Here is a 23,766-nt window from a genome sequence, read left to right on the forward strand (position 1 = left end):
CTTCTTTACTAACTACTTGGAACCGGAAATGATGAATCACCAATAGAAGGTATCGGAAAAGAAGAATTATCATCACTCGGTATAGGTACTTCCCAACTATCCTCGCTTGGTGTTGGCGCTTGGTTTTCTTGCTCGGTTGGAACAGGTGCGCTATTCTCTTGTTCTGTCAGTGTAGGAGCATTGTATTCCTGCTCCGAAGGTGTTGGTGCTTCTGCTCCATCTTCTGTTGGTGTAGGCGCTTGATTCTCCTGTTCAGTTGGTGTTGGAGCGTTATTCTCTAGTTCATTCGGAACGTTAATTGGTGGATCTTCTATCGTTTCTAATGGATTGTCTATATTAAATCCTCCTGTCGGATCATTCCGTTCTTCTATTTCAATTGATTCATTTTTAATATCATTTTCTGAAAAAGTAGAATCCCCTAGTCCTTCTGCTTCTTCTCCAGTAGGTGGCGACAAGTCTATATCCTCCATCAATGTTGGCATTTCTGGCTCACTCGGTAGATCAGGAGCGCTTCCTAATGTATCTGTTAATACGTCTGTCATATCTGACTTTAACCTCGGCGCCATTGTGTTCTCGAATAAGTTTTTCATATCCGACTTGATTCGTGGCGCTACTGTGTCCTCAAAAAGATTCTTCATATCGTTTTTCACTCTTGGTGCAATTTCATCTGCAAATTGTCCTGCAACAACATTCCAATTCGGCATTTCTGGCATATTACTAGCAATTTGATTAATCTTGCTCATATAGGTATCCCATTCTGGACAATCAAAGACAGCACACGAATTAGTAATCGTACAAGATATATTGTCGCTTCCTCCATTGCTTCCTCCTGCATCACCGCCACCGCTGCTTGTATCTCCTGCGGTAAAATTAACTGTTTCAGCAGCAGGGTTAGTGGAATGGGCGATAACAGCATATATTTCTCCGCCATCATCACTAACCAATTTCATAAAGATTGCTCCGTCTGGTGCGGTAACACTTCCAGGAACAGCGTTGCTCCCTATCAAATTGTCAGAGCCTTCACCATACCACAACACCCTTCCGCTTCCTGCTCCGTCTACAGTTACATCTAACCAATAATCATCATGGTTAGTTCCATCTGGTGTCAGATAAGAAGTTTCGCTTGTTGTTCCAAAATAGCCATAATCTAGACTTGCTGCTAGAGTGGTTAAAGGAAGGGAAAACACCGATATAAGAAGGGTTAATACACTAAGTTTTTTAAACATATAATAAACCTCACCCTCTACCTATTAAAAAAGGAAGTAGCCTTAACTACTCCCTTTCTTAGTTTAAGGCTATTATGCCCCTCTGCTTGAACCACCACGGAAAGCATTAACAATAAGCGTGATAAGTTTTGGTACGAACTTGAATGCTAAACCTAATAATACAAATCCCCCAACTAAACCTAGTAATGCAGCACCGCTTGTAACAAGATCGCTAACGTCAAATGGTAATGTAACTCCTGTGAAATCTAATGACATAATAAATTTCCCCCTTAAATATTTTTAATTTTTTTATTAATCTAGCAAAGCTAGTAATTCCTAATAATGCCGTATTTCGTAATCATCATCGTCTTTTTCTTCTTTGTCACTAGCAGCCTTTTTAAAAGCTGCAATAACTATTGTGATAATCATACCAACTGCCATTAAAGCAACAACCATCATCACGCTTGGCATAGAAGTTTTAAGGAGCATTTGGACATACCCCCAAAACTCTGCCATTCTTTCTTCTGTAAAAAAATTAATTTCTGGCATGGGATTAAGTCTGTTTTCCGTTACGGATAGCGTTAATAACTACATTCAACAGCATACCTACTGCAATAATGGCGACGATAACCATTAAGAACGAAGCAACTGTTTTAAGAAAGTATCCGAAAGAGTTCCAGAAGAATGTCCAATTCCATACACCACTAAGATTCAAAGCTTCTCTCCCCCTTCTACTGTTTCAACTTCTTATTGATCTCTAAGATCGTGAGAAATAAAGTAGTTAATACAGTCCATGTGATCAGGCTAATCATAATGTCTGGGTTTCCTAAGAAGACTTTAAATGCAAATGCCATTAGACCGCCTATTTCCATCTACTAGCACCCCTTGTCACTGCATGAACAAGTAAATTAACAATAGGGTAAGTAAGTACACATGCACCCATAAAAACGATATACATAATGACTATTTCTTTAGGTGTAAAAGCAACTGTGACCGTCAAGTAAAAAGACACAATTTATGCTCATTAATTTGAAACACTTTCTTGCCCAAATATGGTCGATCTATGTTTCATTCGATAACTATCTTCATTTAAATGAATTATTTCAACCCGATGTAAAATTCTATCTAGTATAGCTGTTGTAATTGCTTGGTCACCTAATAATTCTCCCCACTCTTTGGGGGCTTTATTTGATGTCAAAATGATGGACGATTGATTATATAAGTCATTGATTAAATGAAAAAATATATTAGCTTCCTGCTGATCCCCCGCCATAAACATCAAATCATCAATAATAACTAAGTCAGCGTCTCTTATTCTTTTCATTCTTGTCTGTGATTTACGTGTGATTTCCTCCGTTTTCAATACATTGATAAGGTCTCCCATCGTAGTAAAGATCACCTTGTAACCTTGGTTTAACGCTTCGATACCTAACCCGATTGAAATGTGGGTTTTCCCGCAACCTGGTGGCCCCAATAGAATGATATTGTGTAATTGTTCTATCCAGGTTAAATCTTTTAATCTATTTAGCTGTTTGTTGCTTAATGACTTCTGTTCTTTTAAATTGAATTCTTCTAATGTCTTCTGGAAAGGAAATGTAGCCCATTTAAATCGTTTCTCTAATTGCTTTTCTTCTCTTCGAGTTTGTTCATATTTTGCTACATCGAAGAGGAACTGAGTAAAGGACGAATCCTTTTGCTCAGCCTCTCTTATTAATGCAGGAAGGTGATTTGCTGTTTCTGTTAAACGTAATGTCTTCATCAAATCTTGTAATTGATTTAGCTGACTCATACAGGTTCACCTTCCAATATGGCAGTGTAGGCATCCACTTCTCTTTTTTGAGCCTCCGTCTCCATAATCCAACCAGAAACTCCTTTTATGTGTGTTACATTCTCAGCGGTATCATGCACCGTATCTCCAACTTGTCGGTGTCGTTTTAAATAGGCAACGACATCGCTAAAATCTGTCGCACCATAAAGGCTCCTTTTTATACATTCATTTAATGCTGCCGATAGAATTTCCCTGTTATTTACTTTTGTCTCTTTTAATATCATTTGGAGCTGATCCCTAATATATCGAGGGTATTTATCTTTTACTGTCTGTAAATAATCATAAGCTATCTCACTGTCATTAAATTGTTGGGCAACGGTATCCATAAATGCATCAATACCTTTTGTTCTATCTCGGCTATGTTTTCTGTCTTTAATTAATAATCCCTTCCCGTCAGGGATAGTATGTTTTGCGATGATTTCTCCTGTTTCATGGCTATAAATGATTAATTCCTTTTCTTCGGTTTTCTTAATGCAGACAGTTTCATATTTGCCAAACGTCCCCAATGGAAGAGAATAACGATTCGATAAATAACGAATAGTATTGTCCTTATGGACGCATCTTGATATACTAGTTTCATAGTTATATTTTACATCTAGATTTTTGGTGACTGGTCGTAAGTGTTGTCTTTCCAGGGAAAACACTTCGACCGGTCTCTTTTTTGTTGTATGATGAACTTTATAGTTGCCGGTTCTATTAAGCCATTCCCATCCTTGTTCATTCCAGGAATCAATGTTATGAAAGACTCGGTGTTTAGCGAAGTTATGTTTAATGAAACCAACTACATTTTCAATTTTTCCTTTACTTTCTGGATCCGACTTACGGCAAACACGAAGGGTTAGATTCCTAGATTCTTTATATTGTTGGAACTCTTGCGTTAGAATTAAATCTCCTCCATTTTCACTTACCACAATTAAACTATCTTGGTCATATACTAATTCTCCTGGTATCCCTCCGTACCACCTAAATGCATTCTCATGTGCTGCAATCACATCTTGGGTAGTAAAAGGCCTATCTAACCACTCCTTATACTTATACCTAGAATTGGATAATACAAAGGCAATAAAGTTAAGTTTAACTTCTTTATTATCACTAGTTTTTTGCTTAGTATGACCAAAGTCAACTTGAATTTGCTCACCCATTGGTGTATCTGGTATAGCTTCATAGATTCGTGGTGAAGTTTCCTTTTTTATTTTATATTCGTCTCGAAGCTCTTTAACATAGGAGCGAACCGTACTTTCACCTACTTTAAAATCTTCATACTTCTCTTTTAACCAGTCTTCTACTTGTGCAGCTGACATATCTGGATGTTCTCTCAGCCAGGATAAAATTAGTTCTTTATAAGGATCTAATTTCTTACTTCTCGACTGAAGAGAGTCTACCCACTCAGACATATCCGAAGGATTCTTTTTTAGATAACGATGAACGGTTGATCTTGAGATTCCTAGTTTTTCTGCTACCTTTTTCTTGCTAAAACCCTTTTTTATTAGCTGATGTATTTCCACATACATTTCCCACTTATCCACCTTTTGCTACCTCCACTGATGAGTATGTTTTGATATAAACATTTTACAATGGATGGTACTTATATTTGTATATTTGGGTAAATAAGTGTTTCTTTTTATCTAGCAAAAACTGTCTACTCTAGTTTAGCAGTCACAAAAAGTTAATGGAGTATTAATTTAGATGTAAAATTTATGAACAAGAGCAGTTTTGACAATATTATTTACACATCCCTCATTTAGCCATGTATCCTCATTAAAAGAAGATGACCCATATAAGCGGCAAAGGAGTGGAATTTCCTCCCCGCTTATACGAGATCATCTTCTTTATTATAGCTCTAGTTCTCCCATTCTAAGGAGTTCTACAACAGCCTGTGAACGCCCCTTCACGCCCAGCTTCTGCATAGCATTAGAAATATGATTTCGAACTGTTTTTTCGCTTATGAATAAATCACTCGCGATTTCCTTAGTCGTTTTATCTTGGACTAACAGTTCAAATACTTCTCTTTCTCTTTTGGTTAATAATGGCTTGTGAGTAAATTCATTCTCCTTCAAGTAGTGTAACCCTCCTTGCCTTTGCCAGCTATGAACTTTGGGATGGGTATAGTTATAGTCTGAATATATTATGTAAGATGACACCTTGGAGTGACTGGATTTATAGAAATTAGGGAAGGGTTTTTCTGTTTTTAAAATTTCTTTCCATTACAATCATTTAACAAAACAATTAAGCATTTATTAACCTTCCCCATTAACAGATAGTGTACATTTGATATTTAGATGGTCGAGTGAAAAATCCACTATATTCTCCCTCCTTTTTCCTAACTTCTTAAAAATCCATGTTATAATTTAAGCAACGAGTAATTATGCAGTAGTTTAATTTCTGTTATCAAAGGAAGTTTTGGTGATATAAATGGACTTAAACATAGATTTTCTAACAAACCTACATAAAGAATTACTTCAGGATATGTACTTTGATTATGATCGGATAGGCACTCCCTATATTGATATCGTAACGATTATGGGTGGGCTATTTTACTTTGAACAACAAACGAAAAAGGCAAGAAAGAATAACTGCTTAATCATTCCCGTTTTCCATGTAAGTCACTGGGAAAAAAATAGGGATGTCTTAGAAATGCTTCTTGATTGGTTAATGGAAGAACCTGTTTATCTTCAGTTCCAACAAATTGATGTGGAATTAATGTCTCCTTCTTTTTATCTTCCTAATAATTATGAAGTAACATTATTTTTCGATGATATGGAATCATTAGTCGGTGTTGCGAAAAATAATTGCTCAGCTTCACCTATTGCCTCTGATTATCTTCGACTTATAAACAAAGAGAATGAGCGGGGTAAGCAAGAAAAATTAGCTGTTTTTCTAAGAAGTAACGTCTCTGCTTCTGGTGAGATTATTGCATTAGATTCAACAATCTATAAGAAGATCTCTAAAAAATTATCAACCGTTAGCACTTGTTTACTCGTATCGATTGCTGCAGTGAAAACGTACTTTAACGGTGGAAGCACTGTATATGTCTATCAAAATAGCAAAATCAATAGAAATGTTTGTATCGATTGGAATGTATTGCACAAATCTACTCATCCGAAAACTTTTAAACTATTAAATGATCTCTATACAAGCTTGGATCTTAATTTAACTATCAAAACTCCTGTATTGCATAAACCTTTACAAATAGGCATAAACGAAATACCAAAAGAATATAAACTACAAATCAAAAATACTATTGACTGTGTGCGAATAAAAAGAAAAGGAAAAGCAGCTGTTACCTTACCATGTGGAATTTGTTTGCCATGCTTGCAAAGAAAAATCACTTTATCTGCAAGTAATAATGAAGTATATGATACATTGTATGAGTATGATTATGGTCAAAAGGTTGCAAATCTGGAAAAAGAGGAAGATAAACGAATCTTAACAGAGACTTTGCAGCATCTAGAAGCTACTATAATTTATTTAGAGAATAACTTAAGCGAACTGGCTAGCGAGGAAAAATCAGTAGCAACTGAATTTATTTTCGCCTATCGTCAATTCAAAGAAAAATATTAGCCGAAAAAAGACCACCAAATGGCGGTCTTTTTTGATTAATGATCACTTCCAAAGAAGTTTTTAAATGCTTGGAACGTTGTTTCACGGTTCAAGGCAGCAATAGATGTTGTCAATGGAATTCCTTTTGGACAAGACTGCACACAGTTTTGAGAGTTACCACAGTTAGCTAGTCCACCATCTCCCATTATCTCTTGTAGTCTTTCCTCTTTATTCATTTCACCTGTTGGATGAGAATTGAATAGACGAACTTGAGAAAGCGGTGCTGGTCCCATGAAATTAGATTTACTGTTTACATTTGGACATGCTTCTAAGCAAACTCCACATGTCATACATTTAGATAACTCGTATGCCCATTGGCGTTTTTTCTCTGGCATTCTTGGACCAGGCCCTAAATCATACGTTCCATCGATTGGAATCCATGCTTTGACTTTCTTTAAGCTATCAAACATGCGGCTTCGATCTACTTGGAGATCGCGGACAACAGGGAATGTTCTCATTGGTTCCAAACGAATCGGTTGTTCTAATTGATCAATTAGAGCTGTACAGGATTGTCTAGGCTTTCCATTTATGACCATTGAACATGCCCCACATACTTCTTCTAAACAGTTCATATCCCAAGAAACTGGAGATGTTTTTTCTCCCTTGGTTGTTACAGGATTTCTGCGAATTTCCATTAGGGCAGAAATCACATTCATATTAGGTCGATATGGCAAAGTGAATTCTTCTACATAAGATGGTGAATTAGGGTCATCTTGTCTTGCAATTTGAAAAGTAACTGTTTTTTGTTCCCCCATTTTATTTCACTCCCTCTTTTTGCTTTGAATAATCTCTTTTTCTAGGTTTGATTAATGAAGTATCGACTTCTTGATAATGGAGATCAGGAGCCTTATCTTCCCCAACAAATTTAGCCATTGTTGTTTTTAAGAAATCCTCGTCATTTCTTTCTGGGAATTCTGGTTTATAGTGCGCTCCACGGCTTTCGTTTCGATTGTATGCACCGAGTGTGATAACACGTGCAAGATGAAGCATATTCTGTAATTGACGAGTGAATACTGCCCCTTGGTTAGACCATTTTGCTGTATCATTAATATTAATATGTTTATATCGCTCTAACAGCTCTTGAATTTTATCGTCTGTTGCTAATAATTTATCGTTGTAACGAACAACTGTAACATTATCGGTCATCCATTCTCCTAATTCCTTATGTAGAACATAAGCATTTTCTGTTCCATCCATTTTCATAATATCCTGCCATTTAGATTCTTCTTCTTTAATAGCGGAATCATATAAGGAAGTAGATAAATCTTCTGCACTTTTGCTTAATCCACTTATATATTTAACTGCATTCGGGCCTACAACCATTCCACCATAAATCGCTGAAAGTAAGCTGTTTGCTCCTAAACGGTTTGCTCCATGCTGAGAGTAATCACATTCTCCTGCTGCAAATAGACCTGGAATATTGGTCATTTGATCATAATCCACCCATAATCCACCCATTGAGTAATGAACCGCAGGGAAAATTTTCATCGGAAGTTTACGTGGATCTTCGCCAGTGAATTTTTCGTATATCTCAATAATGCCACCTAATTTAATATCTAATTCTTTAGGATTTTTATGAGATAAGTCTAGATACACCATATTTTCCCCATTGATGCCGAGCTTTTGGTCAACACAAACATGGAAAATCTCACGTGTCGCAATATCCCTAGGCACAAGGTTTCCGTAGGCTGGATATTTCTCTTCTAAGAAATACCACGGCTTCCCATCTTTATATGTCCAGATACGTCCGCCTTCCCCACGAGCTGATTCACTCATTAAACGCAGTTTATCGTCACCAGGAATAGCAGTTGGATGAATTTGGATAAATTCCCCATTAGCATAATAGGCTCCCTGTTGATACACAACAGATGCTGCTGAACCAGTGTTTATAATAGAGTTCGTAGATTTTCCGAAGATAATTCCAGGGCCTCCAGTTGCCATGATAACAGCATCTGCAGGGAAGGATTTAATCTCCATTGTTTTTAAGTCCTGTGCTTTAATCCCTCTACATACACCTTCTTCATCTGTGATAATACCAAGGAATTCCCAGCCTTCATACTTAACTACAAGCCCATCAACTTCATATCTTCTAACTTGTTCATCTAAAGCATATAGAAGCTGTTGTCCTGTCGTTGCCCCAGCAAAAGCTGTTCGGTGATACTGTGTTCCTCCAAAACGGCGGAAATCAAGTAACCCTTCTGGTGTACGGTTAAACATTACACCCATTCTATCCATCAAATGAATAATTCCAGGGGCTGCTTCAGCCATCGCCTTGACAGGTGGCTGGTTTGCTAAGAAATCTCCGCCATACACTGTATCGTCAAAGTGCTCCCACGGAGAATCTCCTTCCCCCTTCGTATTTACCGCTCCATTTATTCCACCTTGGGCACAAACGGAGTGTGATCTTTTTACAGGTACAAGGGAAAATAATTCTAAAGGAGTCCCTGTCTCTGCTACTTTGATTGCTGCCATTAGTCCTGCTAAACCACCGCCAACGATGATAACTTTCCCTTTCTTCATAACAAACGTTCACTCCTTCATCTATTGCTCTACTAAACTACTATTTATTAAACAAACGCGAATATTGCTCGTACACCTACTATTGTTAATGCAACAAATATTCCTAGCGTTACATATGTATTAATTCGTTGAGATTTAGGAGAAACAGTGATTCCCCAGCTTACACAGAATGACCACAATCCATTAGAGAAGTGGAAAATGGTTGAGATAACTCCTACTAAATAAAAAATAAGCATCCAAGGGTTTGCCAAATTTTCGCTCATCATCTCATAGTTCACTTCTTGCCCTAATTGAGCGGCTACCCTTGTTTCCCATACATGCCAAACAATAAATATTAATGTAATGATCCCTGTCACCCTTTGAATATAGAACATCCAATTTCGGAAAAATCCGTAGTTTTTAGTATTATTTTTGGCTGTAATCGCAATATAAATTCCATATATTGCATGATACAATATCGGTAAAAATATTACAAAAATTTCTAAAAAATACCGAAAAGGTAAATGCTCCATAAAGCCAGCTGCCTTGTTAAAGGCTTCTGCGCCTCTAGTTGCAAAGTGATTGACAACTAAATGTTGGATCAAAAATACTCCCACTGGAATCACCCCTAATAAAGAGTGAAGCCTTCTGAATAAAAACTCTCGATTTGCTGCCATAAAATTCCCCCCCTAATTGATGACATACTCCCTTTGCCTCTAAAGCGATAACAAAACCAAAAATTCTTACAATTTAGTGACAATTTAATTGTACTCTTAAAAAAAAATGCGGTCAAGAAAACGGATACATTAAATAAATTTTCTTTCGCTTTTTTTCTAACTATATGTGAAAAAAAGTAAAAATTTCCTCCTTTCTATTATTCGCATAAATTTATCACGCAAATCAAATAATAGAATTATCAATAAAAGCTTTTATACTTAATTCGGTAACATTGTAAATCCCTGAAGTTTTAATCAACTTAGAATATTGTGTAGTTACAAACTACATTGTCCTAGTAAGTACTTTTTTAACTTTCTAATTTAAATATCATTCGTTTTTCTTATGATTTTTTTCCGTTTTTACAGTATACTATTTAGACAATATATTTTATTCTATTTTATTTGGAATCCATACTTCTTCCTAAACAATGGTGTGGAATTACCGTGAATACTTAAAATGATTACTTTTTTTAGAAGATAATTCTTGTAATTAAGTGAATATAATAGAATGGTAGAAAGAGGAGAGCATATTGAGTGATTTAACATCCGTAGAAGAAAAAACACAAGTGGAAACTGACCCACTTACTGTTCCCGCATATGGATACGAATTAATTCGAGAAATACTTATCCCAGAATTATTAGGTCGAGATACTCCTGACCTATTGTATTGGGCAGGTAAACGTATTGCTCGATTATTTCCTTTAGATGCAATAGAAGAAGCTTATACCTTTTTTCAAAAAGTCGGATGGGGAAATTTAGAAGTAGTTAAACAAACAAAAAATGAAATTACTTATCAATTATCCAGTGATCTTATCGAAAAAAGATTAAAAGAAAAAGGGAAATGTACATTTCAACTTGAAGCAGGTTATTTAGCACAGCAATATGAACAAACGAAAAAAGTTATTGCTGAGGCCTTTGAAGACCCAAAAAGAAAAGATAAAAAAATAACCATTACGGTTCGTTGGGATAGTAAAGATCCAGTAGTAGAATAAAGAGATGACTCCATATGACGAAAGGAATTTTTTATTAGTTCCTTGTTGCCATATGGAGTTTTTTTAAATAGTAAATGTATTAATCTTTTCTTGAAGTTCGACAGCTACATCTGATAATGAGCTGGCTGCTGCTTTTATTTCCTGCATTGCTGCTAATTGTTCTTCTGTTGAACTTGCCATTTCCTCTGAGTAAGCTGCATTCTCGCTTGAAATAGTTAATAATTCATTGGCTGATACACTTACAGCTTGTACCTGCTCTGCTATTTGATTAGACAGGTTAGCAACTTCCGTCATTTGTGGTGAGATAGTTTTTACGCGCTGAATAATACCATTAAAAGCTTCTGTCGTTTGCTTTGATGCCACTATTCCATTTTGAACACTTTTCGTAACTGCCCCCATCCCTTCGACGGTCGTTTTTGTATTCGTAAGAATGTTTGTAATAATATCACCGATTTCTTGCGCAGATTGTTCGGACTGCTTGGCAAGTTTTCCAACTTCCGTCGCAACTACGGCAAATCCTTTTCCATGCTCTCCTGCTCTTGCTGCTTCTATTGCAGCATTTAAGGCAAGCAAATTAGTTTGGTTAGCTATGCCACTAATAGTCTCTACAATAGATTCTATTTCTTGCGAGCGTTCTTGTAAGGACAGTATTTGCTGGTTCGATGATTCCACCGAATGATAAATTTCATTCATCTGGCTCAGCGTATTGTTTACTGTATTCTCTCCTTCTTGCGCCTGTATGACCGTCTCATTTGTCAATGTGGAAACAATTTTTGCACTTTCAGCAACTTTGTTAATATGATTCTCTATGTCCTTTAATGCATTAGTATTCTTTGTTAAATTATCTTTTTGCATTTCAGCCTTACTTGCTACTTCTTCCAATGCCCCAGCAACGTATTCAGATGCTGAAGCTGTTTGATCCGAGCTTGCAAGCAATTGCTCAGAAGAAGCTGCAACATGTTCCGATTTTTCATTTACATCTTTTATAATATTATGTAGATTTTCAGCCATATTCTTTAATGCTAGAGCTACTTGGCCAATTTCATCTTCTCTAAGAATGTCTACTTTCTCTGTTAAATTTCCTTCACTCATTTTTATTGCTGATTCCTTTAATTTGTTTAATGGTTTAATAAAAGAATTGATAAGTATGAATATAAAGAAACCGCTCACTAATAGAGAGACCACTATTACTAAAACTGTTTGATATAGTATAGGAAAAGTCATATCATTAATTTCTGATTTATCTACAACACCAGCGAGTTTCCAGCCCACTGTTTCATTGGTTATATATTGCATAATATATTTATTTCCACCGTCAGTTAGATCGATACTTCCCTCGTTTTTGTCAAACATTTGATTGAACACAGACTGTTTCGCAGTTGTACCTGCTTCTTCTTTAGGATGAACGATATATTTTTTATCTTGATTAAAAATAATGATAAAGCCTTTATCTCCTATTTTCACATCTGAAACTAAGCTTTTTATTCGCTCTAAGCTTACTTCCATCCCTACTACACCTTTTTTATCCTCCGTCTGCTTTGAAACTGCAACAACTAAACTGCCTGTGGCAATTGATGTATAAGGACTAGAAACATAAACAACCCCTTCTTTTTCCATCCCGTTTGTATACCATGCATCTTTCCTTGGATCATAGCCTTTACCAAGAATGCTATTAGGAGATTGGATGAGTGTTCCTGCTTTCGAACCAAAGAAAACGCTCTCAATTCTGGGTTCAATTCCATGTATTTATCAAATTCTGTCCTTACCGTCGTGTTACTTTCTTCTGATTGTTCATCAAATTTAATTTTCTCCGAATAAATAACCGTTTGATAAATACTGGTACCTAATATATTTCTAATGATATTGTCCACAATTTTCACATTTTCATGGGAAGTGTTTAAAAATTGATTTTCCATTTCATTTCTCGCTTTTATATAAGAAAACGTGCTTATAATTAAACTTGGAATAATTAAAATTAGGGCAAAAGAAATAATCATTTTTGTTTTTAACTTAATCTTAAATCTTTTTGAACTGTTTTTTGTAGTCCTATTTACTCTATCCCAAATCTTCATCTTCATATCAGGACCTCCTTTATAGTAAAATATTCCTCTTTTCCTATCTTACCATATAAATTAAGCGTTTTCATAAAAATTATTTTGTTTTTAATTTTTGAAAATCCCTTAATCTCGTCTATCAATATAGAATGGAAATTAAAACGCATTTCTAAAAGAAAAAGCACCTTCTTCTATGCTTTTACTTTTAGAAGGAAGGGGCTTTTTGTCTTAATTATGCATTCACAGGTAGTTTAGCTAATTCAAACGCATCGTGTAATGTTTCTACTGCTTTCACCATATTCTCTTTTTCAATCACAGTAGATACTTTAATTTCTGATGTGCTTACCATCTTAATAACAATTTCTTCAGTTGATAATACTTTAAACATTTCTGCTGCTACGCCAGGATTAGAAATCATTCCAGAACCTACAATCGATACTTTTGCTAATCCTTGTTCTGAAGTGACTTTATCATATCCTAATTCGGCTTTATTTTCTTCTAACACTTTCAATGTTTCTTCTAAATCACTATCTTTAATTGAAAAAGATAGGTTAGTCAACTGATCATTTGTTAAACTTTGAATAATGATATCTACATTTATATGATGGGATGCAAGTGTTGTAAAAATAGTAGAAAGACTTGTTAGCGGATTTCTTAATCCAAATACCGTAACACTCGTAATATTATCTTCAAACGCAACTCCACGTACGACTAAATTTTGTTCCATTGAAACTTCCTCCTCGATGATCGTTCCTTCTTCTTGTTCCATACTTGAGCGAACCACTAATGGCACTTGGTAGTTTTTTGCATATTCTACTGCTCTTGGATGCAAAACGCCTGCTCCTAAATTAGCTAGTTCCAACATTTCGTCATAGGAAATTGCTAATAGTTTTCGCGCATTCTTCACAAAACGAGGATCGGTTGTAAAAACGCCTGTTACATCTGTATAGATATCACATTTTTCCGCTTTTAACGCTGCTGCAATAGCAACTGCCGTAGTATCTGAACCACCACGTCCAAGGGTTGTTACATCCCCTGTTTCTGTGACTCCTTGAAATCCAGCAACTACAACTACTTTTCCCTGTTGTAATTGTCCTTGCACTTTTTCCGTTTGAATATTTAATATTCGTGCATTGCCATGGACATCCTCTGTTTCTATTCCCGCTTGCCAGCCAGTATAAGAAATAGCCTCTACTCCTTTTGCCTGTAAAGCCATAGACAGTAGACTTATAGTAATCTGCTCCCCAGTGGAAAGTAATACATCCATTTCTCGTTTAGATGGCTTTTGATTTATCTCATTCGCTAGTGTTACAAGAGAATCTGTTGTTTTTCCCATAGCAGACACAACCACTACTACATCATTACCACGATTCTTTTCCTTGATTACTCTTTCTGCTACATGTAGAATTCTTTCTGCGCTGCCTACTGAAGTTCCACCAAACTTTTGTACAACTAATCCCAAAGTCATTCCCTACCTTCTTGTAATCTTAGAGGTTTCTTTTTATTTCCCCTTGCTTTTCTTTTATGTATTACTATTTTCTCTGTGGCAAACTGAAATAACGAAAAAATAGATGAAGACAATAAAAAAAGCAATGAGAATATCTCATTGCCGTGCAGTCCAATTAACAGTATTAATATGCACAAACAGTGAGATAGCTCTCCAAAACAGTTCCTTGTTTTGACAGTCTTACATTTATTCAATGCAAAACCAGTAAAAAAAGCAATGAGAACTTTCCTTACTTCGGCGATCTATCCCTTTCATAATTCTTCTCTGAAGCTCATTCTTCTCCGAATTATTACTCTTGAAGTTCGCACCTCTACCTTCACTTATTAAGTTATAAGTTGCCATCATTATAGCACAGTGTTTTTATTACGACAATTATTATTTTTTATTCCTGTAATTTAGCAAGTAATTGTTCTGCCACATTTGCTGGAATTCCTATTTCTAAAAACTCTTCGATTGAAGCTTCCTTCATTTTCTTTACAGAACCAAACGTTTTTAAAAGAAGCTTTCTACGTTTTTCCCCAATTCCAGGAATTTCATCTAATAAAGATTGAAAAGCATTTTTTCCTCTTAATTGACGATGGAATGTAATCGCAAAACGGTGAACTTCATCTTGGATTCTTTGTAATAAATAGAACTCCTGACTATTTCGCGCCAGTGGAATAATCTCTAATGGATTTCCAAATAGAAGCTGAGAGGTGCGGTGCTTATCATCTTTCACTAAACCAGCTACTGGAATATCTAAGCTTAATTCATCAAGCAAAACCTCTCTTACTGTTTCCAAGTGACCTTTTCCTCCATCAATTAATAATAAATCGGGAAGCGGCAATCCTTCTTTTAGAACACGCTGATACCTTCTACGAATAACTTCACGCATTGATTCATAGTCATCTGGGCCTTTAACAGATTTGATTTTATACTTACGATACTCTCGTTTCGCCGGTTTTCCATCAATAAAGACGATCATTGCTGACACAGGGTTAGTCCCCTGAATATTACTGTTATCAAATGCCTCAATGCGGAGCGGAGTATAGATACCCATTTGTTTCCCTAGATTTTCAACTGCCTTTATTGTTCGCTCTTCGTCTCTTTCAATTAAGGAAAACTTCTCCTTCAAAGCGTTTTTTGCATTTTTATTAGCCAATAATACAAGTTCCTTTTTTTGCCCTCTTTGCGGTTTTATCACTTTCACCTTTAATAATTCCTCGACAATATCGCTTTGGATATCGTCTGGAAGATAAATTTCCTTCGGTTTAAAATGATTGGCTTTCTCATAAAATTGTCCTAGATATGTTAACATTTCCTCCTCTGGCTCTTGATAAATAGGAAACGTGCTAACATCTCGTTCAATTAGCTTTCCTTGGCGGACAAAAAACACTTGAACACACATCCAACCTTTATCATAGGAATAACCAAAAATATCTCTATCTACTAAATCGGTCATCATCATCTTTTGCTTTTCCATCGTTGCTTCAATATGAGCAATTTGGTCGCGATATTCTTTCGCACGTTCAAAATCTAATTCTTCCGATGCTGCCATCATCTTTTCAGACAGCTCTTTTTTTATCTCTTTATATCCACCATTTAGAAATTTCGTAATATCATCTGTCATCATCTTGTATTCTTGCTCTGGAACCTCGTTTACACAAGGTGCAAGACATTGTCCTAAATGATAATATAAGCATACTCTATCTGGTAATACATTACATTTGCGCAAAGGATAGATTCGGTCAAGAAGCTTTTTGGTTTCGTTTGCTGCTTGGACATTAGGATAGGGACCAAAGTATTTCCCTTTATCTTTCTTTACATTTCGAGTGGTTATAAGCCGTGGATGTCTTTCAGCCGTCAATTTTATAAACGGATAGCTTTTATCATCCTTCAGCATAATATTATATTTTGGATCATGCTTTTTTATCAGATTTATTTCTAAAATAAGCGCTTCGATATTGGAAGAGGTTATGATATATTCAAAATCTTCTATTTCATTGACAAGTCTTAATGTCTTTCCATCATGAGAGCCTGTAAAATAGGAGCGGACTCGGTTTTTTAACACCTTTGCTTTTCCTACATAAATAATAGTGCCTTGGCGATCCTTCATTAAATAACAACCAGGCTGATCAGGTAAGATCATTAATTTATTTTTAATGATGTCGTTCAAGTTTTTCCCTCCCAGCTAAAAACAATAAACAAACGAACATATATACTATCTTCTCTAATTATAGAGAATTTCGTCGATTCATCAAGAAAAAAGTATAGAATGGAAATAATTTGATGAGAACGGTTTATTTTCGAATGGGGAGATGAGGAGGATGAAAGTATTTTCGCGCTATCCATTGTTTTGAAGAACGCCTTTTTTTCTCTTGTACTCTTTCCTTTTTATACTTTCCTTCCCTTGATATACAATCTTTTCGGTCGGTCCAGTCTACACACAACGCTGGTCACCACCTTTAATAAAAAAACTGCAAACACTATCACATATTTTGAGTGTGTTTACAGTTTCTTTCTCTTCAACGAAGAAAGTTATTAATTAAACATGTTTTGCTAATAATTCAGAAAGAGCTTCTTTTGGTTGGAATCCAACTACTTTATCTACTACTTCACCGTCTTTAAGAACTAGTAAAGTTGGGATACTCATTACGCCAAATTTAGATGCTGATCCTTGGTTTTCATCTACATCGACTTTAACGATTTTTACGCTATCTCCAATTTCTCCATCAAGCTCTTCAAGAACTGGAGCGATCATTTTACAAGGTCCACACCATGGTGCCCAGAAGTCTACTAGTACTACACCTGAACCTGTTTCTTCTTGGAATGTTTGATCTGTTGCATGTGTAATGGCCATTTATTATTTGCCTCCTTATTTGATAAACTAACAATATCGAAAGTATACCATGCTTTCAGTAATGATACTAATAATATGTTTCAAGTATCATTTTCCCCCACTAGTACTTAATACATTCACCATTATTAGAACGTTCCGGTTTTGTCCCATTCTTTAATTAAAGCAGGAATTATGTCAAATAAATCCCCTACAATCCCATAATCAGCTACTTCAAAAATAGGAGCATTTGGGTCTTTATTGATAGCAATAATTGTTTTAGCGGATGTGACGCCAACAAGATGCTGAATAGCACCTGAAATACCACAAGCGATATAAACATCTGGGGCGACGGTTTTTCCTGTTTGTCCAAGTTGAATAGAAGCATCGCATATTCCTAATTCTACAGCCCCTCTTGATACACCAACCTTTCCGCCAAGTATTTCTGCTAATTTATTTATTAAAGCAAATCCTTCTTCATTCTGTATTCCTCTTCCAGCACCAACAATAATTTTCGCATCCACTAGCCCTATTACATCAGCCTTTTTTTGTTCTAAGCCAATTAAAGCTGTGATTGGCTGATCAATTGTTACTTTCAAATTATAAATGCTTGGGTTTGATTTCCTTTTCCTTTGTGATGCTGACCATTTTTTTGGCTTAATGGTAACAAGAAAAGCAGAATCATTATTAACTTCTATTTTTTCGATTAATTTGCCAGAATAAACAGGGCGATTAAAGGACAGCTTGCCATCATAAAAGTCAAAGCTCTCTACATTCGAATATAACGGTAGGTCCCATTTTTCACTTAGATAGGGAGAGAGGGATCTTCCAATATCTGTGTGTCCATTTAGAAGGATAGTAGGCTTGAGTTGGTCCCAAACAGATAATAGTGCCTTTGCATACGTTTCATTTAAAAATCTCGAAAGCAAAGGGTGTTCCACGATCACTATTTGATCGACATCATATTGGTGCCATTCAGATTCATCCTTTTTTATGTCGTCTCCCATTATTAAAAGGATAATGTCTGCCTCTCTTTGTAATTGCTTTGCTGCTGAAATACACTCAAGCGTAATGGAGGCAAGCTTATCTTGTTGATATTCTCCTAAAATAACAATTTTATCTTTCACTATGAACCCCTCCATAACTTTTCATTGCAATGATTTTAATAATTTGTTTAATGTAACTGCCTTATCCCATGTTTCCCCTTGAATCATCGTCTGTTTACGTTTTAACTGTGGATATGAATATTCGCTTAAAGTATTATGTGATAGACTTTCTTGTGATTGTTTGAATAATAGGGGCTTCTTTTTTGCTTTCATAATTCCGGCAAGGGATGGTAGACGAGGAACATGTAAACCTTGTGGGATGGTAATTAAGATAGGAAAAGGAACACGAAATGACTCTATGTCCCCATCAGTATTTCTTCTAATTAGTGCATTTCCTTCTTCTTCTTCGATCCGTATTGTTTTGGTAAAGAATGGGATATCTAATGAAGCTGCAAGACGAGGTCCTACTTGACTGGAGGCTCCATCTGTAGAAAAATCTCCTGCAAGAATTAAATCATAGTCAACATCCTGTATATACTCCTTAATCTTTTTAGCTATATTAGTTGGTGCCTGTTCGTTTGGATTACATTCTATTAAGACCGCTTCATCCGCTCCCATAGCCAAAGCTACTCTTAATTGCTTTTCGCCTTCTTTTTTGCTTACCATTACGACCGTGATGTGACCACCATATCTCTCCTTTAATTGTAAAGCCTCTTCTAGACTTATTGCATCTGGGGGATTAATGATGAAATCCTTTTCCTCTGCAAAAACTTGTCCAGATTCAAGTACGAAAGTAGCATCAGGAGAAATGGTTCTCGATAATAATACAACCATATGCAATCCTTTTTTACTCATTTCCTTCTTCACTTTCTTTCTTCAATTGTCTTCGCAATATTTTCCCAACCGCTGTTTTTGGAAGTTCTTCCCTAAATTCGTAAATACGAGGGACTTTGAAGGAAGCCAATCTTTTTCGCATAAACTGATCCAATTCTTCTTCTGTAACCGTCATTCCCTTGCGCATTACAATAAATGCCTTGACTGTTTCTCCTCTATAAGAATCTTTTACTCCAACGACGGATGCTTCCATAATAGCAGGATGCTCATACAGAACTTCTTCCACTTCACGAGGGTAAATATTAAAGCCACTGGCAATGATAATATCCTTTTTCCGATCAACGATATAAAAATAGCCATTTTCATCCATATATGCGATATCGCCTGTTAATAACCATTCATCCTTTAAAACTTTGTTTGTTTCTTCTTCGTTATTCCAATACCCTTTCATCACTTGTGGTCCCTTTATTGCAAGCTCTCCAATTTCACCTACCGGTAATATTTCGCCTGTTTCTAATGAAAAAATAGCTGCATCCGTTCCTGGCCATGGTACACCAATGCTTCCTTTTACAATTTCATTGTCCCAAAGAAAATTCACATGGGTAACAGGGGACGTTTCCGTTAATCCATAGCCCTCTACAATTTTCCCGCCTGTCTTTTCCTCAAATTTCTCAATTACATCTACTGGTAATGGCGCAGAGCCACTAATCGCGCCTTTAATGGAGGAAAGATCATATTTGCTAATATCTGGGTGATTCATTAAGCCAATGTAAATGGTCGGCGCTCCTGGGAATACGGTCGGTTTTTGTTTATCGATCGTTTTTAATAGACCAGTTACATCAAATTTTGGAACAAGAATCATTTTATACACTTCCATTACGGATAAAACAAGGACTGTCATAAGCCCATAAACATGAAATAACGGCATTACTGCAAGCATTTTTTCTTTTCCTTTTTCCATCTTATACAGCCATTGTCTGCACATGGAGGTATTGGCAACTAAATTTTGATGGGTTAAAATAACACCCTTTGGAAATCCAGTCGTTCCTCCAGTATATTGTAGAATCGCGATATCCTCTTCAAAACTAATCGGTACTTCCTGAAGATCTGTTGCTTTTGTTTTTATTGCTTTGGTAAAAAGATGAATGGCTTTCGATGATGGAATAATTAGGGGTTTTCCTAGCTCTTTTGCTTGGATGAATGGATAGACGATATTTTTAGGAAATGGTAAATATTCTTTAATGGATGTAATGATAATATGCTCGAGATTTGTTTGTTCCTTCACTTTCTCCACTCTGTTATAAAGCATATCTAATGTTATGATTGCTTTTGCGCCTGAATCTTTCATGATAAATTCTATTTCTCGTTCTTGATACAGAGGATTTACCGGAACAACAATTCCTCCAGCCTGCAAAATTGCATAAAAGCTAATGACAGTTTGAGGAATATTCGGAAGCATCACAGCTACCCTGTCCCCTTTTTTCACACCTAAGCTTTGTAAAAATACTGCTAATTGCAATATTTGTTTATAAAGGGTTTTAAAAGTAATTTCTTTTCCCATAAAATGAATAGCTTTATGTTTCGGATACTCACTTGCTGCGTATTTTAATAATTGTGGGAGAGTATCTGCTCGATAGTAGACATTTTTGGCAATTTGGTCAGGATAAAGTTTTAACCATCTTTTCTCAGTTTCCAACACAATTCCTCCATTTAATTCTATTGTTGTACTAGCTTATTATATGGAGGAATCTATTCATTGGATTATGTATAAGCCTACTTTCAGCATAATTGAAAAAATATGCGTTATGCCAATCTAATGATAAGCCAAAAAAGAACCATCACTAAGTGATAGCCCTTTCTAATATACTTATTGCTATTAAGAAATACCTGCGCCAACTACAAAAGATAAACCAACAGAAATAATCATCGAGATAAACCCTACAGCGCGATTATCATTTTTAATTTCTTCATCAATTTTAAATTTTGGTGTTAAAAATTCAAAGATGAAATAGCCGATTAACAATAATCCAAAACCATATACACCCCAGATAATCATTGTCAATAAAGAATCATTATGCATAATTGAATGCCTAAATACATTCATGATTCCAAACATTTTGCCCCCTGTAGCCATCGCAACTGCTAGATTGCCATTTTTTATTTCATCCCAATTATTATATTTGGTTACAAGTTCAAAAATAGCCAAAAATACAACAAGACTTAAAATTACGACACTATAATCCCCTGCTGTTTTTACATACTCATTTCCCCAAAATTGATTCATATGGTTTCTCCTCTGCTAGATTTCTAAAAAAACATTATTTAAATTCTACAACTGTTACACCGCTTCCGCCTTCTCCAGCTTCCCCAAAACGGATATTCTTTACTGCCCTGTGATTTTTCAAATATTCCTGAACTCCTGAACGAAGTGCTCCTGTTCCTTTTCCATGAATAATTGATACACGAGGGTAGCCAGCAAGCAGGCTGTCATCGATATATTTTTCAACTCTCGAAAGTGCATTTTCAAATCTTTCGCCACGTAAATCTAATTCCAAACTAACATGATAGTCTTTTCCCTTTATCGTAGTTAAAGGTTTGGTTTCAACTACTTTAGGTGCTTTAATGAACTCAAGATCCTTTTCTTTTACCTTCATTTTCATAATACCAATTTGTACTTGCCATTCTTTATTGGAAACCTTTTCTAATAATTGTCCCTTTTGATTAAAGGTTAGAACCTTCACTTCATCACCAGGTTGATATACATGGTTCCTATTGGATACTACTTGTTGTTTTTTCATTTCTATTTGTGGTGTTGCATCCTCTAATCGTTTTCTTGCATCAATTAGTTCATGCTCTTTTATTTCCACGCGTTTTTCCAGCTGCATTTTTCGTAAATCGCCAATAACAACTTCTGCTTCTTTTTTAGCATTTTCGATAATTTCTTTTGCTTCCCTTTTGGCTTTCTCTTGTAGTGTTTCTTTCTTCTCGTAATACTCCATTACTTGCTTCTGTAAATCACGATGAAGCATTTCAGCTTGTTTTAACAGATCTTTCGCATCTTCATGCTCCCGTTCTGCCTGCTTACGGCTTTCCTCTAGGGAGGCAATCATGTTCTCAATCTTATTGCTGTCTTCACTTACATGAGAGCGAGCAGCGTTAATGACGTCTTCTTTTAAACCTAGTCGTTTACTAATTTCAAAGGCATTACTTCTGCCAGGTACTCCAATAAGTAATCGATAGGTTGGACTTAATGTTTCAATATCAAATTCGACACTTGCATTTACTACTCCATGTCGATTGTACCCATATGCTTTTAACTCTGGATAATGAGTAGTTGCGATGACTCTTGCCCCTCTATTATTTACTTCATCCAGAATGGAGATAGCAAGTGCAGCTCCTTCTTGAGGGTCTGTACCCGCCCCTAATTCATCAAATAAAACAAGACTCTCATGATCCACTTTTTCGAGAATACTTACGATATTAACCATGTGAGAGGAAAAAGTACTCAAAGATTGTTCAATCGACTGCTCGTCTCCAATATCTGCATAGACGGATTTAAATACACCCATTTCCGAACCGTCTAATACTGGAATCTGCAGACCGGCTTGTGCCATTAGCGTACAAAGTCCTACTGTTTTTAGCGTTACTGTTTTACCACCTGTATTTGGTCCTGTGATAACAATAGATGTATACGTATCCCCTAGAACAATATCATTCGCCACTACTACTTCAGGCGGGATTAATGGATGTTTTGCTTTAAGAAGAATAATCTTGCCTTCATTATTAATTTTCGGCTTTGACGCTTTTAAACGATGCGCATATTTTGCTTTTGCAAACATAAAATCGATATCTGCTAATACGTTGACAATATGCAATAATTCTTCTTCATATTGAGCAACAAGTGCAGTCAACTGTGTTAAAATACGATCAATCTCTTGTTGTTCTTTGACACGAATCGCTTGCAGTTCATTATTTAATGTAACAACAGATTGCGGTTCAATAAATAAAGTTTGCCCAGAAGCACTTTGATCATGAACAATCCCACCATAGTTGCCTCGATATTCTTGTTTAACAGGGATTACATAGCGATCATTTCTTATCGTAATAATGCTATCAGAAAGCATTTTTTGAGCATTGGAGGAACGAATCATGCTTTCTAATTTCTCTCGCACCTTTGCTTCATTTCTGCGCAGCTGATTTCTTAATGTTCTAAGTGCATCACTTGCACTATCCATTACAGCACCTTGTTCATCAATAGCCATCTTTATTTCTTCTTCTAATTCAGCAAGTACGATGATACTATCTGTTAAAGTGAAAAGAATCGGGACAGCCTCTTCTTCATGAAATTCTTCAGTAAAACGTTTCATTTGTCTACTTGCATAGACTGTGCTGGAAATTTGCGTTAATTCTGATGGACTAAGCATACCGCCAATAGAGGATCTTTTCACATGGGCACGGATATCATAGATTCCATCAAGAGGAATCGATCCACGCATACGATACACCTTAGCTGCTTCATCTGTTTCATCTTGCCATCTTCCTACTTCGCTATAATCAGTAGATGGGACTAACCCCTCAACTTTATCCCTTCCTAATGAAGAGGACACATGCTCAATTAATTGAGCTTTAATTTTATCAAATTCTAATGTTTTTAATACTCTATCCTGCAT

Annotated in this window: 22 protein-coding genes and 1 riboswitch; of the genes, 2 read left to right on the plus strand and 20 right to left on the minus strand. The window is 35.9% G+C overall.

Translation table 11 applies throughout. The features are described from left to right. Positions 1 to 8: 8 nt before the first annotated feature. From NKG37_RS24755 to gerE, 8 genes are all read right to left on the minus strand, one after another. Positions 9 to 1,226 carry a hypothetical protein gene (locus tag NKG37_RS24755; RefSeq protein ID WP_224427765.1) on the minus strand — a complete coding sequence of 406 codons (1,218 nt, stop codon included), beginning with the start codon at positions 1,224 to 1,226 and terminating at the stop codon, positions 9 to 11. 72 nt (positions 1,227 to 1,298) lie between these two features. Beyond that, positions 1,299 to 1,481 (minus strand): hypothetical protein, encoded by a 183-nt coding sequence (locus tag NKG37_RS24760; protein WP_101730685.1) that lies wholly within the window; start codon positions 1,479 to 1,481, stop codon positions 1,299 to 1,301. Between the two features lie 60 nt (positions 1,482 to 1,541). Then, positions 1,542 to 1,754 (minus strand): hypothetical protein, encoded by a 213-nt coding sequence (locus tag NKG37_RS24765; RefSeq protein ID WP_101730684.1) that lies wholly within the window; start codon positions 1,752 to 1,754, stop codon positions 1,542 to 1,544. Between the two features lie 4 nt (positions 1,755 to 1,758). Further along, positions 1,759 to 1,920, minus strand: a complete 162-nt coding sequence (locus NKG37_RS24770) for a PTS ascorbate transporter subunit IIC (protein ID WP_101730683.1) — start codon at positions 1,918 to 1,920, stop codon at positions 1,759 to 1,761. 16 nt (positions 1,921 to 1,936) lie between these two features. Beyond that, positions 1,937 to 2,077 (minus strand): hypothetical protein, encoded by a 141-nt coding sequence (locus NKG37_RS24775; protein WP_224427767.1) that lies wholly within the window; start codon positions 2,075 to 2,077, stop codon positions 1,937 to 1,939. A 152-nt stretch (positions 2,078 to 2,229) separates the two neighbouring features. After that, on the minus strand, positions 2,230 to 2,994 hold the full coding sequence (gene istB / locus NKG37_RS24780; RefSeq protein ID WP_254415495.1) for an IS21-like element helper ATPase IstB: 765 nt from the start codon (positions 2,992 to 2,994) through the stop codon (positions 2,230 to 2,232). Beyond that, a complete protein-coding gene (gene istA / locus NKG37_RS24785) occupies positions 2,991 to 4,559 on the minus strand; it encodes an IS21 family transposase (protein ID WP_254415496.1) in 1,569 nt (522 codons plus the stop codon). The genes istB and istA overlap by 4 nt, the downstream gene beginning before the upstream one ends. A 306-nt stretch (positions 4,560 to 4,865) precedes the next feature. Beyond that, the gene (gerE, locus tag NKG37_RS24790; protein WP_016201768.1) at positions 4,866 to 5,090 is read right to left on the minus strand and encodes a spore germination transcription factor GerE; all 225 of its coding nucleotides are present in this window, start codon (positions 5,088 to 5,090) and stop codon (positions 4,866 to 4,868) included. 355 nt (positions 5,091 to 5,445) lie between these two features. Here gerE and NKG37_RS24795 point away from each other — a divergent pair, with 355 nt between their 5' ends. After that, entirely contained in the window at positions 5,446 to 6,594 is a 1,149-nt protein-coding gene (locus NKG37_RS24795; protein WP_101730682.1) for a hypothetical protein, read from the plus strand. A 35-nt stretch (positions 6,595 to 6,629) separates the two neighbouring features. Here NKG37_RS24795 and sdhB read toward each other — a convergent pair whose 3' ends face one another. Genes sdhB through NKG37_RS24810 form a run of 3 tightly spaced genes read right to left on the minus strand, consistent with a single transcriptional unit; the run spans position 6,630 to position 9,809 of the window. Beyond that, complete coding sequence (gene sdhB / locus NKG37_RS24800) at positions 6,630 to 7,388, minus strand: succinate dehydrogenase iron-sulfur subunit (protein WP_016201770.1); 759 nt, start codon at positions 7,386 to 7,388, stop codon at positions 6,630 to 6,632. A gap of 1 nt (position 7,389) precedes the next feature. Next, entirely contained in the window at positions 7,390 to 9,153 is a 1,764-nt protein-coding gene (gene sdhA / locus NKG37_RS24805; RefSeq protein WP_016201771.1) for a succinate dehydrogenase flavoprotein subunit, read from the minus strand. 47 nt (positions 9,154 to 9,200) lie between these two features. Then, entirely contained in the window at positions 9,201 to 9,809 is a 609-nt protein-coding gene (locus tag NKG37_RS24810; protein ID WP_016201772.1) for a succinate dehydrogenase cytochrome b558 subunit, read from the minus strand. Between the two features lie 569 nt (positions 9,810 to 10,378). On the opposite strand from NKG37_RS24810, the gene NKG37_RS24815 reads away from it, so the two are divergent. Further along, the gene (locus NKG37_RS24815; protein WP_101730681.1) at positions 10,379 to 10,840 is read left to right on the plus strand and encodes a YslB family protein; all 462 of its coding nucleotides are present in this window, start codon (positions 10,379 to 10,381) and stop codon (positions 10,838 to 10,840) included. A gap of 63 nt (positions 10,841 to 10,903) precedes the next feature. On the opposite strand, the gene NKG37_RS24820 is transcribed toward NKG37_RS24815, so the two are convergent. From NKG37_RS24820 to NKG37_RS24860, 9 genes are all read right to left on the minus strand, one after another. Continuing rightward, the gene (locus tag NKG37_RS24820) at positions 10,904 to 12,586 is read right to left on the minus strand and encodes a methyl-accepting chemotaxis protein (protein ID WP_367976440.1); all 1,683 of its coding nucleotides are present in this window, start codon (positions 12,584 to 12,586) and stop codon (positions 10,904 to 10,906) included. A 540-nt stretch (positions 12,587 to 13,126) separates the two neighbouring features. Then, positions 13,127 to 14,356 (minus strand): aspartate kinase, encoded by a 1,230-nt coding sequence (locus NKG37_RS24825; protein ID WP_254416441.1) that lies wholly within the window; start codon positions 14,354 to 14,356, stop codon positions 13,127 to 13,129. Between the two features lie 183 nt (positions 14,357 to 14,539). Continuing rightward, positions 14,540 to 14,722: riboswitch (Lysine riboswitch) on the minus strand. A 61-nt stretch (positions 14,723 to 14,783) separates the two neighbouring features. Continuing rightward, positions 14,784 to 16,556, minus strand: a complete 1,773-nt coding sequence (gene uvrC, locus NKG37_RS24830) for an excinuclease ABC subunit UvrC (protein WP_101730678.1) — start codon at positions 16,554 to 16,556, stop codon at positions 14,784 to 14,786. A gap of 369 nt (positions 16,557 to 16,925) precedes the next feature. Then, the gene (gene trxA, locus NKG37_RS24835) at positions 16,926 to 17,240 is read right to left on the minus strand and encodes a thioredoxin (RefSeq protein WP_016201778.1); all 315 of its coding nucleotides are present in this window, start codon (positions 17,238 to 17,240) and stop codon (positions 16,926 to 16,928) included. A gap of 125 nt (positions 17,241 to 17,365) precedes the next feature. Further along, on the minus strand, positions 17,366 to 18,343 hold the full coding sequence (locus NKG37_RS24840; protein WP_254415497.1) for an electron transfer flavoprotein subunit alpha/FixB family protein: 978 nt from the start codon (positions 18,341 to 18,343) through the stop codon (positions 17,366 to 17,368). Positions 18,344 to 18,364: 21 nt separating this feature from the next. Beyond that, positions 18,365 to 19,129 (minus strand): electron transfer flavoprotein subunit beta/FixA family protein, encoded by a 765-nt coding sequence (locus tag NKG37_RS24845; protein ID WP_254415498.1) that lies wholly within the window; start codon positions 19,127 to 19,129, stop codon positions 18,365 to 18,367. Continuing rightward, the gene (locus NKG37_RS24850; protein WP_254415499.1) at positions 19,110 to 20,792 is read right to left on the minus strand and encodes a long-chain-fatty-acid--CoA ligase; all 1,683 of its coding nucleotides are present in this window, start codon (positions 20,790 to 20,792) and stop codon (positions 19,110 to 19,112) included. Before NKG37_RS24850 ends, NKG37_RS24845 begins: the two co-directional genes overlap by 20 nt. Before the next feature lie 180 nt (positions 20,793 to 20,972). Continuing rightward, the gene (locus NKG37_RS24855) at positions 20,973 to 21,380 is read right to left on the minus strand and encodes a DUF350 domain-containing protein (RefSeq protein WP_016201782.1); all 408 of its coding nucleotides are present in this window, start codon (positions 21,378 to 21,380) and stop codon (positions 20,973 to 20,975) included. A 34-nt stretch (positions 21,381 to 21,414) separates the two neighbouring features. Then, positions 21,415 to 23,766 (minus strand): endonuclease MutS2, encoded by a 2,352-nt coding sequence (locus NKG37_RS24860; protein WP_254415500.1) that lies wholly within the window; start codon positions 23,764 to 23,766, stop codon positions 21,415 to 21,417.

The sequence above is a fragment of the Niallia sp. RD1 genome, assembly GCF_024219955.1.
GTDB lineage: Bacteria > Bacillota > Bacilli > Bacillales > Cytobacillaceae > Niallia > Niallia alba.